At 41.3% G+C, this 12,325-nt stretch carries 10 protein-coding genes; 9 read left to right on the top strand and 1 reads right to left on the bottom strand.

The genetic code is table 11. From position 1 onward, the window contains the following. The first annotated feature begins 100 nt into the window (after window positions 1-100). From lonB to yihA, 3 genes are all read left to right on the top strand, one after another. The gene (gene lonB / locus BIV60_RS01320; RefSeq protein WP_071353944.1) at window positions 101-1,768 is read left to right on the top strand and encodes an ATP-dependent protease LonB; all 1,668 of its coding nucleotides are present in this window, start codon (window positions 101-103) and stop codon (window positions 1,766-1,768) included. Between the two features lie 266 nt (window positions 1,769-2,034). Next, a complete protein-coding gene (gene lon / locus BIV60_RS01325) occupies window positions 2,035-4,362 on the top strand; it encodes an endopeptidase La (RefSeq protein WP_071353945.1) in 2,328 nt (775 codons plus the stop codon). Then, window positions 4,359-4,940 carry a ribosome biogenesis GTP-binding protein YihA/YsxC gene (gene yihA, locus BIV60_RS01330; protein WP_071353946.1) on the top strand — a complete coding sequence of 194 codons (582 nt, stop codon included), beginning with the start codon at window positions 4,359-4,361 and terminating at the stop codon, window positions 4,938-4,940. Before lon ends, yihA begins: the two co-directional genes overlap by 4 nt. Window positions 4,941-5,152: 212 nt before the next feature. Here the strand turns inward: yihA and BIV60_RS01335 are convergent, their stop codons facing one another. Further along, on the bottom strand, window positions 5,153-5,641 hold the full coding sequence (locus BIV60_RS01335; protein WP_071353947.1) for a LiaI-LiaF-like domain-containing protein: 489 nt from the start codon (window positions 5,639-5,641) through the stop codon (window positions 5,153-5,155). A gap of 214 nt (window positions 5,642-5,855) precedes the next feature. On the opposite strand from BIV60_RS01335, the gene hemA reads away from it, so the two are divergent. Genes hemA through hemL form a run of 6 tightly spaced genes read left to right on the top strand, consistent with a single transcriptional unit; the run spans window position 5,856 to window position 12,060 of the window. Beyond that, the gene (gene hemA / locus BIV60_RS01340) at window positions 5,856-7,199 is read left to right on the top strand and encodes a glutamyl-tRNA reductase (RefSeq protein WP_071353948.1); all 1,344 of its coding nucleotides are present in this window, start codon (window positions 5,856-5,858) and stop codon (window positions 7,197-7,199) included. Between the two features lie 11 nt (window positions 7,200-7,210). Then, the gene (gene ccsA, locus BIV60_RS01345; protein ID WP_071353949.1) at window positions 7,211-8,044 is read left to right on the top strand and encodes a cytochrome c biogenesis protein CcsA; all 834 of its coding nucleotides are present in this window, start codon (window positions 7,211-7,213) and stop codon (window positions 8,042-8,044) included. Between the two features lie 14 nt (window positions 8,045-8,058). Beyond that, window positions 8,059-8,997 (top strand): hydroxymethylbilane synthase, encoded by a 939-nt coding sequence (hemC, locus tag BIV60_RS01350; RefSeq protein WP_071353950.1) that lies wholly within the window; start codon window positions 8,059-8,061, stop codon window positions 8,995-8,997. Next, entirely contained in the window at window positions 8,991-9,767 is a 777-nt protein-coding gene (locus tag BIV60_RS01355) for a uroporphyrinogen-III synthase (RefSeq protein WP_071353951.1), read from the top strand. The genes hemC and BIV60_RS01355 overlap by 7 nt, the downstream gene beginning before the upstream one ends. Beyond that, window positions 9,768-10,748 (top strand): porphobilinogen synthase, encoded by a 981-nt coding sequence (gene hemB, locus BIV60_RS01360; RefSeq protein WP_071353952.1) that lies wholly within the window; start codon window positions 9,768-9,770, stop codon window positions 10,746-10,748. It begins immediately after the preceding gene. A 22-nt stretch (window positions 10,749-10,770) separates the two neighbouring features. Then, on the top strand, window positions 10,771-12,060 hold the full coding sequence (hemL, locus tag BIV60_RS01365; protein WP_071353953.1) for a glutamate-1-semialdehyde 2,1-aminomutase: 1,290 nt from the start codon (window positions 10,771-10,773) through the stop codon (window positions 12,058-12,060). The last annotated feature ends 265 nt before the right edge of the window (window positions 12,061-12,325 follow it).

The following is a 12,325-nucleotide window of genomic DNA, read 5'->3' on the forward strand; positions in this document are numbered from 1 at the left end:
TCTTTTTTTCTTCCCAAACCTAACAAAATGTGGTTTATTCCGCTCATTCGCAGGAAATACTGAAGGTATCTATCAGAATTAATCTGCAGGAGGGGATCATATGAGTTGGACGGGGATTGCCTTATTTATACAGCTCTTTTTTGGAATCATTATTGGACTATATTTTTGGAATTTGCTTAGAAATCAGCGAACACAAAAAGTTTCCATCGATAGAGAATCACGAAAGGAAATGGAACAGCTTCGGAAAATGAGGTCCATTTCGCTAACGGAACCATTATCGGAAAAAGTACGTCCCACGAGCTTTAAAGATATCGTTGGTCAGGAGGATGGAATTAAATCTTTAAAAGCGGCATTATGCGGCCCAAATCCACAGCATGTCATCATTTATGGACCGCCGGGTGTAGGGAAAACAGCTGCTGCCCGTTTAGTGCTGGAGGAAGCGAAGAAAAATAATAAATCACCATTTAAGCCATCATCCGTCTTTATTGAACTTGATGCGACAACCGCCCGTTTTGACGAGCGGGGAATCGCCGACCCGTTAATTGGTTCTGTTCACGATCCGATTTATCAGGGGGCGGGGGCGATGGGACAGGCTGGAATTCCACAGCCAAAGCAAGGGGCTGTAACCAATGCCCATGGCGGTGTATTGTTTATTGATGAAATTGGTGAATTACATCCAATCCAAATGAATAAATTGTTAAAGGTGCTGGAGGATCGCAAGGTTTTCCTTGAAAGTGCTTATTACCATGAGGAAAATACACAAATTCCGACTCATATTCATGATATTTTTAAAAATGGGCTCCCTGCCGATTTCCGCTTGATTGGAGCAACAACGCGGACACCGAATGAAATTCCGCCAGCAATTCGTTCGCGCTGTATGGAAGTGTTCTTCCGTGAATTAAGTCAAGAGGAAATCAGTTTAGTGTCAAGAAAAGCAGCGGACAAAGTGAAACTTTCGATCAGTGATACGGGTGTGGAGACTCTTTCCAATTATGCTAGAAATGGGCGTGAAGCCGTTAATTTAGTTCAAATTGCTGCAGGACTTGCAATACAAGAGGATCGCGAATTTCTCAAGGATGAGGATATTGAATGGGTAATTCATTCTAGCCAAATGTCACCGCGGATGGAAAGAAAAATTAATGATGATTCCCATGTTGGTCTTGTAAATGGACTCGCTGTTTACGGACCTAATTCAGGTGCACTGCTGGAAATTGAAGTTACCGTGATTCCGGCAAAAGAAAAGGGTTCGATTAATATTACCGGAATTGTCGAAGAAGAAAGTATTGGCGGTCAAGGGAAATCGATTCGCCGTAAAAGTATGGCCCGCGGCTCGATTGAAAATGTGATTACCGTATTACGCTCAATGGGTGTTCCGGCAGATGACTACGACATTCATGTGAATTTCCCAGGCGGGGTTCCGATCGACGGTCCATCAGCGGGAATTGCGATGGCGACCGGGATTTATTCGGCGATTTATAAAATTCCAATTGACAACAAAGTTGCGATGACCGGGGAAATCAGCATTCACGGGAACGTCAAGCCAATTGGCGGTGTATATCCGAAGGTAAAGGCGGCGAAAAAGGCCGGAGCCGAAACCGTCATTATACCGGAAGAAAATATGCAATCGATTTTAAATGAAATTGATGGAATTAATATTGTGCCGGTTACACATTTACATGAAGTATTTGAGATTGCCTTAGTAAATGGGATTGCCCGAAACAAAGTCATTCCGGCTTCAATAGAACTCTCTAAGAAAGAATCTATTTGAAAAATGAACTTCGGTTTGTGAAGAAAAAACAAACCGGAGTTTTTTATTGGTAAGGAAGAAAATGAAGTGTTTGGGGAAAATAGAACTAATCTAATCCGCATTTTTTAGTGTCTAGTTCCAGCGCCTAGCCCCGACAGCTGCTTGCGGGCCTGACCAAGGCGCTTCCGCTTTTCTTAATAAATAGACACATTTTTGCAAATAAGATAGAATTGTACAAAGATGAATTCAAATTCACTATATTGATTTTTATTTGGAGGTGCAGTGTTTTGGCGAAAAACAATGAAATAATCGTCCCCCTCCTGCCGCTTCGGGGGCTGCTTGTCTATCCGACAATGGTCCTTCATTTAGATGTAGGGCGGGAAAGATCGGTTCAAGCCCTTGAAAAAGCGATGGTAGATGACCACTTAATTTTTTTAACAACCCAAAAAGATGTGTCGATAGATGAACCTTTGGAAGAGGACATATATAAGCTGGGGACTTTGACAAAGGTGAAGCAAATGCTGAAGCTCCCAAATGGGACCATTCGCGTATTGGTGGAAGGTTTGAGCAGGGCTGAAATCATCACATTTCATGATGAAGATGATTATTACTCTGTCAGCATTCAAACATACGATGATCAGGAAACAAAAGATGTAGAAGATCAAGCCTTAATGAGAACAATGCTTGATTATTTCGAGCAATACATAAAATTGTCGAAGAAAATCTCTGCTGAAACCTTTGCATCGGTTACCGATATTGAAGAACCGGGAAGAATGGCAGATATTATCGCCTCTCATTTGCCAATTAAATTGAAGGATAAGCAGACCATCCTTGAAACGATTGATGTAAAACAACGGATGAATCTTGTCATTGATATTATCCATAATGAAAAAGAAGTTTTAAATCTTGAAAAGAAAATTGGCCAGCGGGTAAAACGCTCGATGGAGAGAACGCAAAAAGAATATTATTTGCGTGAACAGATGAAGGCAATTCAAAAAGAATTAGGCGATAAAGAAGGTAAAACCGGAGAGGTTGCTGAGCTTACCGAAAAAATTGAAAAAGCGGGAATGCCTGATCATGTAAAACAAACGGCATTAAAAGAATTGGACCGCTACGAAAAAGTTCCGTCCAGCTCTGCTGAAAGTGCTGTAATCCGCAATTATATTGATTGGCTAATTTCTCTTCCATGGTCAAAGAAGACGGATGATGATATCAATATCAATCGGGCGGAAAGAATTTTAAATGAAGATCATTATGGCCTTGAAAAAGTAAAAGAACGGGTGTTAGAATATTTGGCCGTTCAAAAACTGACCAATTCATTAAAAGGTCCAATTCTCTGTTTGGCTGGGCCTCCTGGAGTAGGGAAAACTAGTCTGGCAAAATCGATTGCGACTTCACTAAATCGTAATTTTGTTCGGATTTCGCTTGGCGGTGTCCGTGATGAATCGGAAATCCGCGGTCATAGAAGAACGTATGTCGGGGCGATGCCGGGAAGAATCATTCAAGGAATGAAAAAGGCCGGTACAATTAATCCGGTATTTTTACTGGATGAGATTGATAAAATGTCAAGTGATTTCCGCGGTGACCCTTCTGCGGCGATGCTTGAAGTACTGGATCCAGAGCAAAACCATAATTTTAGCGACCATTATATTGAAGAGCCTTATAATTTATCAAAAGTCATGTTTATTGCTACTGCCAATAATCTATCGACGATTCCAGGGCCGCTGCTGGACAGGATGGAAATCATTACGATTGCTGGCTATACCGAAATTGAAAAGGTTCATATTACAAGAGACCATCTTCTGCCAAAACAAATTAAAGAAAATGGGCTTTCCAAAGGAGTTCTCCAAGTTCGTGATGATGCGATTTTAAAAGTCGTCCGTTACTATACACGTGAAGCCGGGGTTCGGAGTCTCGAACGGCAAATGGCGACCCTTTGCCGGAAAACAGCAAAAATCGTTGTTTCAGGTGAGAAGAAACGCGTCGTTATTACGGAAAAAAATGTTGAGGAATTTTTGGGGAAACCAAGATTTCGCTATGGACAGGCGGAAGCTGAAGATCAAGTTGGTGTGGCAACCGGCTTAGCTTATACCACTGTCGGCGGGGATACACTTCAAATCGAAGTTTCCTTGGCACCTGGAAAAGGAAAGCTTGTTTTAACAGGTAAACTAGGTGATGTCATGAAGGAATCGGCGCAGGCAGCGTTCAGCTATATTCGTTCGAAAGCGAAGGAGCTTGGCATCGAGGAAAATTTCTATGAAAAATATGATATCCATATCCATGTTCCAGAAGGTGCTGTCCCGAAGGACGGGCCATCAGCAGGGATCACGATTGCGACGGCACTTGTTTCTGCCTTATCCGGCAGACCGATTCGCCGTGAAGTGGGGATGACCGGAGAAATTACGTTACGGGGACGAGTTTTACCAATTGGCGGATTAAAGGAGAAAACACTCAGCGCTCACAGAGCCGGTTTAACCAAGGTGATTCTTCCAAAAGACAATGAAAAAGATATTGATGATATTCCTGAAAGTATACGAAATGATATTGAGTTTGTGCTTGTCTCGCATGTGGATGAGGTATTGAAACACGCTCTTCTAGAAGGAGTTTTAAAATGAAGGTAACGAGTGCAGATATTGTCATCAGTGCTGTTAGACCAGAGCAATATCCTGAAACGGAGATACCGGAATTCGCTTTAGCGGGGCGGTCAAATGTTGGCAAATCATCTTTTATCAATCGAATGCTCAATCGTAAAGCTTTGGCAAGAATTTCATCCAAGCCGGGAAAAACGCAAACCTTAAACTTTTACTTAATTAATGAAATACTGCATTTCGTCGATGTCCCTGGTTACGGCTATGCGAAGGTTTCAAAAAGTGAACGGGCTGCCTGGGGGAAAATGATTGAAACCTATTTAACCAGGCGGGAGCAATTAAAAGCCGTGGTGTTAATTGTTGATTTAAGGCATCCGCCCACACAGGATGATATAATGATGTATGATTTTTTAAAGCACTACGAAATCCCTTGCATTATAATCGCCACGAAAGCCGATAAAATCCCAAAAGGGAAATGGCAAAAGCATTTAAAGGTAACCCGTGAGACTTTGGACCTTGATCCAAATGACCATATTGTTCTTTTTTCATCGGAAACAGGGTTGGGAAAAGATCAGGTTTGGCAGCTATTAGAAAGTTATATGTAAAAAGAAAAGCGGAAGCGCCTTGTTCAGCCCCGACAAGTGCTGGAGGCCCTGCCAGTGAAGTCGTTCTTTGACTTCATTGGCAGGGCCGAAGCAACCTAGGAAAAAAGCAGTTCATTTTTCCCCTCGAGGGGCTAGGCGCTGGAGCTGGACAATTCTCAAAGCAATTTATAAGTTCTTATACTAAAAAATAAACGCCCGGCGATGCCAGGCGTTTATTTTTTGCGTTTAGGTATAAAATAAATACCAATAAGAATTAAGAGGACGGGCCAAAATTTCCACACAAAGGATAAACCGTTTTGCAGGACACCAAAATATCCAGCAATTTTATCATAAAACAATAGCAAGACAGCTAAAATTAAAAATAAGAAGGCTTGAAATAAGCCTGTATTCGCTTTTTGAAAACGAAGAAAAAATCCTAAGGAAATGATGAGCATTAACATTCCAATTGTGTTGTGAGGCCAAAAGGCTACATGCCCGACAAGATGAAAATGCAAGCCAAATCCAAACATAATCACCCCGGGAAGAATGCCTTCATGGTCTTTAGCGGCATATCCCTGACCCAGAAACGCTGTGCCAACGATCAGTAATAATGTAGGCCATGTGTAGAATTGTTTAAAAAGAGTGATATTTGATTGCTGCAATAAAAAATAAGCGCCGAAGCCAATCAAAATAATTCCGGGAAAAATTCGTTGATTTTTCATTAAAACCACCACTTCCAGAAAGGTTCACTTGAATATCGTTCGTTTTTTTGTTACTGTACATAAGGAAGGAATTTGTCGAAAAGAATCCTTATCAATTCATTATCATAACATATGTTTCATTTTCTGTTCACATTTTTCGGGTAAATTAACAAATTACCCGTGTTATAATCAAATTAGTTCAATTTTGCAATCTAACATGGGGGTGTAAAAATCAATGCATATATTAGTGATCGGTGTAAACTATAAAACTGCCCCTGTAGAAATCCGTGAGCGGTTGACATTTAATCAATCCGACCTTGTGGATGCCATGAAAAAATTAAATACAAAGAAAAGCATCCTTGAAAACATCATTCTTTCGACATGTAATCGTACGGAAATTTACGCGGTTGTCGATCAATTACATACAGGCCGCTATTATATAAAGGAATTTCTGTCAGAATGGTTCGGACTTGATCAAACGGAGTTTTCTCCGTATTTATTTGTGTATGAAGAAGATGGAGCAGTGGAGCACTTGTTCAATGTAACGTGTGGACTAAATTCCATGGTTTTAGGCGAGACCCAGATTCTTGGACAGGTTCGCACAAGCTTTATGCTCGCACAAGAAGAAAGCATTACCGGCACTGTGTTGAACCAATTATTTAAACAAGCGGTGACTTTGGGAAAACGGGGGCATTCTGAAACGGATATTGGAGCAAACGCCGTATCGGTAAGCTATGCAGCGGTAGAATTGGCGAAGAAAATCTTCGGTTCCTTATCTGGAAAGCATATTTTAATCTTTGGCGCAGGAAAAATGGGTGAATTAGCTGCCCAGAATCTTCATGGCAATGGTGTGAAGAAAGTAACAGTGATTAACCGTACATTTGAAAAAGCAGAAGAGCTTGCCTCACGCTTTGGCGGTGAAGCAAGAGGACTTGAAGAGCTTCAAAAAGCATTAATCGAAGCAGATATTTTAATCAGTTCAACGGGAGCCAAGGATTTTGTCATCACAAAACCCGTGATGGCCAGGGTTGAAAAAGCGCGGAAGGGCAAACCATTATTCATGGTCGATATTGCTGTCCCACGTGATTTGGATCCGCAAATTGCTGAACTTGAAAATATCTTTTTATACGATATCGATGATTTAGAAGGCATTGTGGAAGCAAACTTGCAGGAACGCAAGAAAGAAGCTGAAAAAATCATGCTGATGATTGAAAAAGAAATTGTCGAATTCAACCAATGGCTTGGCACACTTGGGGTTATACCTGTCATTTCCGCACTTAGAGAAAAAGCTCTTGCGATTCAAGCAGAAACAATGGTCAGCCTGGAGCGAAAGCTTCCAAATTTAACTGACCGCGATATCAAAGTATTAAATAAGCATACCAAGAGTATTATTAACCAGCTGTTGAAAGATCCGATATTACAAGCAAAAGAATTGGCTGCAAGACCAGATGCGGAACAAGCGATGGCGTTATTTAAACAAATCTTTAATATTGAAGAGCTTGCAAAGGAACAACAATTAAAAGCAGCCGAGTCGAATCCTACACCTGTTTCTAAAGTGCGGGCTGCCTTTGAAGTCTAAGGGGCCGTTCGATGTTTAGCGTCTTTATGACAAGGCTGCACGAACTTACCGTTGTTCTTTATGCCTTCAGTGTGTTGTTATATTTTTTCGACTTTATTTACCATAACCGGAAGGCAAACCGGATTGCCTTCTGGTTACTTGCGTTTGTATGGGTTTTGCAAACCGCCTTTTTATTTTTCTATATGGTTAAAACAGGAAGGTTCCCTGTACTTACGATTTTTGAGGGGCTTTATTTTTATGCCTGGGTGTTAGTCACATTATCACTTGGAATAAATCGTTTTTTACGGAGTGACTTTATCGTCTTTTTTACGAATATTCTTGGATTTATCGTTATGGCGATTCATACCTTTGCCCCGATGCAATACCATTCACATGTCATGGCTAAACAGCTTGTTTCCGAATTGCTGTTGATTCATATCACGATGGCGATTCTTTCATATGCAGCTTTTTCATTATCATTTGTTTTTTCCTTATTGTATTTGCTTCAATATGATTTATTGAAACGAAAGAAATGGGGCAAGCGATTATTAAGGCTCGCAGATTTGGAAAAACTGGAAAGACTGTCATACATATTTGCGATTATTGGGGTTCCAATGCTTTTACTAGGCTTGATTTTAGGGCTGCAATGGGCATTTTTAAAGCTTCCGGGGATGGAATGGTATGATATGAAAATCATCGGATCGTTTTTATTGCTGACAGCTTATAGCATTTTTTTATATTTACGGACTGTAAAAAACATCCATGGGAAAAATTTAGCCCTATGGAATGTCGCATCTTTTTTAATTGTGTTAATTAATTTTTTCTTATTTGGTCGATTATCATCATTTCATTTGTGGTACTCGTAATTTAGGAGGCAATCATGAGAAAAATTATCGTAGGTTCCAGACGAAGCAAACTTGCATTAACTCAAACCAATTGGGTCATCGATCAGCTTAAAAAGCTGGGAGTGCCATTTGAATTTGAAGTAAAAGAAATCGTGACCAAGGGTGACAAAATTCAAGATGTGACCCTTTCCAAAGTGGGCGGAAAAGGGCTATTTGTAAAGGAAATCGAACAGGCCATGCTGAACAAAGACATTGATATGGCCGTGCACAGCATGAAGGACATGCCTGCCGTATTGCCGGAAGGTCTTATGATTGGCTGCATTCCTTTTCGTGAAGACCACCGTGATGCACTTATTTCCAGAGATCATATTAAGTTGAATGACCTAAAGCCAGGTGCGATTATTGGGACGAGCAGCCTAAGACGCAGCGCCCAACTGTTAATGAAGCGCCCTGATTTAGAAATTAAATGGATTCGCGGCAATGTTGATACAAGATTAAACAAATTGAAAGAAGAAGAATATGACGCAATTATTTTAGCGGCAGCAGGTCTTTCCCGTCTTGGCTGGGCGAAGGAAACCGTAACAGAATTTTTGGCTGCTGATATCTGTATCCCGGCAGTTGGACAGGGAGCTTTATCGATTGAATGCCGTGAGGATGACCGTGAGCTTCTCGAATTATTTGAGAAATTCACCTGCAAAAAAACAGAGCTTGCTGTCCGTGCTGAACGTGCCTTCCTGCAAAAAATGGAAGGCGGCTGTCAGGTACCGATTGCCGGCTTTGCGACTGTTGAAGATAATGATGAAATCGTCCTTAACGTTTTAGTAGCTTCCCCTGAAGGAAGAGAAGTGTTTAAGGAAGAACTTCGCGGGAAAAATCCGGAAGAGCTTGGTGTTCAAGCTGCTGACCTGTTAACGCAAAAAGGGGCGAAGGACTTGATTGACCGAGTAAAACGAGAGCTTGAGGGACAATGTTAAAATCATCCCCTTTGCTTAATAAGAAGGTCCTTGTTCCAAGGGGAGAAAATCAAGCAAAATCCTTTTCGCAGCTTGTTAAAACCTATGGAGGGATTCCAGTTGAAATCCCTCTGATTGCCTTTCGTCCGATTGAAGGGAATCAACGCCTTCAAGACAGCTTGAAGGCTCTTGATACATATGACTGGATTATTTTTACGAGCAATGTGACCGTGGAAACCTTTTTTTCGGTCCATGAAGATCGAAAAAGTCTGCCGAAAATTGCGGTGATTGGGAAAAAGACGGCTGAGGGTCTGGCGGAAAGAGGCTTAGAGGCCGAGTTTGTTCCGTCGGCTTTTGTTGCGGAATCATTTGTCGAGGAATTTTTACCGCTAGTCCGACCCGGAGTGAAGATCCTGATTCCTAAAGGGAGTCTGGCAAGGGATTATATTGCTGCTTCCTTGAGTGATGCCGGTGCAATTGTCGATGAAGTAGTGATTTATGAAACGTATATGCCGGAATCGAGCCGGGATCGATTAGCTAAAATGTTTTCCGAAAAAATGCTCGATATTTTATTGTTTACCAGTCCTTCCACCGTAGATCATTTTATGGGTGTGGTCAATGACTTTGGATTTAGTAAGAAGATCTCAGAATACTTAATCGGCTGCATTGGGCCAGTTACCGAGAAAAAATTGCTTTCCTATGGATTAAAGGTTCACATCTCACCCAAGGAGTACACGGTAGAGGATATGATAAAGAGTACAATTACATATTTAGAGAGGGAGGAATTATAAATGGATTTACAATTTTCACGCCACCGCCGCCTGCGCTCAAGCGCGAGTATGCGGGCACTAGTAAGAGAAAATCATTTAAAAGCGGAAGACTTCATTTACCCGCTGTTTATTTATGAAGGGGAAAACATCCGTAATGAGGTTTCTTCGATGCCGGGGGTATTTCAGGTTTCATTGGATCATCTTCAGGCAGAGATGGATGATATTGTTGCTCATGGAATTAAAGCCGTTTTATTGTTCGGCATACCAAATGAAAAAGATGAGTGTGGAACACAGGCATTCCATGATCATGGGATCGTTCAAGAAGCAACCCGCTTTATTAAAGAGAAATATCCTGATGTACTCGTTGTTGCCGATACATGCTTGTGCGAATACACCAGCCATGGTCACTGCGGCGTAGTGGAAGGGGAAAAAATTGTAAACGATGAATCGCTAGACTTGCTTGTGAAAACAGCGGTAGCACAAGCTAAGGCGGGAGCGGACATTATTGCTCCTTCTAATATGATGGATGGATTTGTCGCTGCCATTCGTGCCGGGTTAGATGAAGCTGGATTCACAGAAATACCAATTATGTCTTATGCCGTTAAATACGCCTCAGCATTTTACGGACCATTCCGTGAGGCAGCAGAAGGTGCGCCACAATTTGGCGATCGCAAAACCTACCAAATGGATCCGGCTAACCGCTTGGAAGCATTTAGAGAGGCAGAATCCGATGTTGCTGAAGGTGCAGATTTCTTAATTATAAAACCGGGTATGCCATACCTTGATATTGTCCGTGATATTAAAAATAATTTTAATTTACCTGTTGTTGTTTATAACGTTAGCGGTGAATACTCCATGATTAAAGCCGCTGCCTTAAACGGCTGGATTGATGAGAAAAAGACGGTTTTAGAAATGTTATACGGCATGAAGCGCGCAGGAGCTGATTTAATTATCACTTATGCAGCAAAAGATGCGATTCGCTGGTTAAAAGAAGAAGAATAATCACTTGAAATGAGGGATTGCAATGCGTTCTTATACAAAATCGATTGAAGCATTTAAAGAAGCCCAAACGCTCATGCCCGGAGGCGTAAACAGTCCGGTTCGCGCCTTTAAATCGGTCAATATGGATCCGATTTTTATGGAGCGGGGTAAAGGCTCTAAAGTTTATGATATTGATGGAAATGAGTACATTGATTATGTATTGTCATGGGGACCGCTCATTCTCGGCCATTCAAATGACCAAGTGGTCGAAGAACTAAAAAAACAAGCGGAATTAGGGACTAGCTTTGGTTCACCAACGTTGCTGGAAAATCAATTAGCCCAGCTTGTGAAAGAACGTGTGCCTTCGATAGAAATTATTCGGATGGTAAACTCCGGTACGGAAGCAACCATGAGTGCGCTGCGCTTGGCACGGGGCTATACCGGCCGTAACAAGATTTTAAAATTTGAAGGCTGTTACCACGGCCATGGCGATTCATTATTGATTAAAGCAGGTTCCGGTGTTGCTACACTAGGTTTACCAGACAGCCCGGGGGTACCTGAAGGAATTGCGAAAAATACGGTTACCGTTCAATACAATGACCTTGAAGGCGTACGCTATGCATTTGAACAATTTGGAGATGACATTGCCTGTATTATTGTCGAGCCTGTTGCTGGAAATATGGGACTAGTTCCGCCACAGCCAGGGTTCTTGGAAGGGCTTCGTGAGATTACCACTCAATACGGTGCACTATTAATTTTTGATGAAGTGATGACAGGCTTCCGTGTGGGTTATAATTGCGCTCAAGGCTACTTTAATATTACGCCTGACTTAACGACTCTTGGGAAAGTAATTGGCGGCGGGCTTCCTGTTGGTGCATACGGTGGTAAAGCGGAAATCATGGAAAAGATTGCGCCGAGCGGTTCGATTTATCAAGCTGGAACATTGTCAGGTAATCCGCTTGCAATGACTGCTGGCTATGAAACTTTGAGCCAGTTGACACCGGAACATTATGAAGAATTTATCCGTAAAGGCGATCTGCTTGAAAAAGGCTTTAAAGCTGCTGCGGAAAAATATGATATTCCAATTACCTTTAACCGCGCCGGTTCCATGATTGGTTTCTTCTTTACAAATGAAGATGTCATCAATTATGAAACAGCAAAAACATCAAATCTTGAATTCTTTGCGGAATATTTCCGTCAAATGGCTGATCAAGGGATCTTTGTCCCTCCGTCCCAGTTTGAAGGATTATTCCTATCCACACAGCATTCTGATGAGGATATTGCAAAAACAATCCAGGCAGCGGAAAATGCTTTTTCGAAGCTTAGAAAATAATATTTTGTTTAGGACACTCACCCTTTTAGGTGGGTGTTTTTCAATTTTCATAAATTATGATTGTTATTTAATAAACTAATCGTGAAAAAAGTCATTTTGCAATATAAAATTAACACTTTTTAAATGAACTTTTGAATTTTATCCGCGATTTAATATGTTTTATCCGAGAATCAAACACATTTATCTGCGAATCAAAAAAACACAAACTTTTCCCCCCCACACCAACAGCTTTTTATCATATTTAAAAACGAAACCTCATAGAGTG

It is taken from the genome of Bacillus sp. MUM 116 (assembly GCF_001866655.1).
Taxonomy (GTDB): domain Bacteria; phylum Bacillota; class Bacilli; order Bacillales; family Cytobacillaceae; genus Neobacillus.

What these genes read in the sequence shown, in the direction of transcription:
- BIV60_RS01335 (WP_071353947.1), bottom strand. Translation starts at nt 5,641, where the DNA reads ATGAAAAATCAACGAATTTTTCCCGGAATTATTTTGATTGGCTTCGGC.
- yihA (WP_071353946.1), top strand. Translation starts at nt 4,359, where the DNA reads ATGAAGGTAACGAGTGCAGATATTGTCATCAGTGCTGTTAGACCAGAG.
- hemB (WP_071353952.1), top strand. Translation starts at nt 9,768, where the DNA reads ATGGATTTACAATTTTCACGCCACCGCCGCCTGCGCTCAAGCGCGAGT.
- hemC (WP_071353950.1), top strand. Translation starts at nt 8,059, where the DNA reads ATGAGAAAAATTATCGTAGGTTCCAGACGAAGCAAACTTGCATTAACT.
- hemA (WP_071353948.1), top strand. Translation starts at nt 5,856, where the DNA reads ATGCATATATTAGTGATCGGTGTAAACTATAAAACTGCCCCTGTAGAA.
- ccsA (WP_071353949.1), top strand. Translation starts at nt 7,211, where the DNA reads ATGTTTAGCGTCTTTATGACAAGGCTGCACGAACTTACCGTTGTTCTT.
- lonB (WP_071353944.1), top strand. Translation starts at nt 101, where the DNA reads ATGAGTTGGACGGGGATTGCCTTATTTATACAGCTCTTTTTTGGAATC.
- BIV60_RS01355 (WP_071353951.1), top strand. Translation starts at nt 8,991, where the DNA reads ATGTTAAAATCATCCCCTTTGCTTAATAAGAAGGTCCTTGTTCCAAGG.
- hemL (WP_071353953.1), top strand. Translation starts at nt 10,771, where the DNA reads ATGCGTTCTTATACAAAATCGATTGAAGCATTTAAAGAAGCCCAAACG.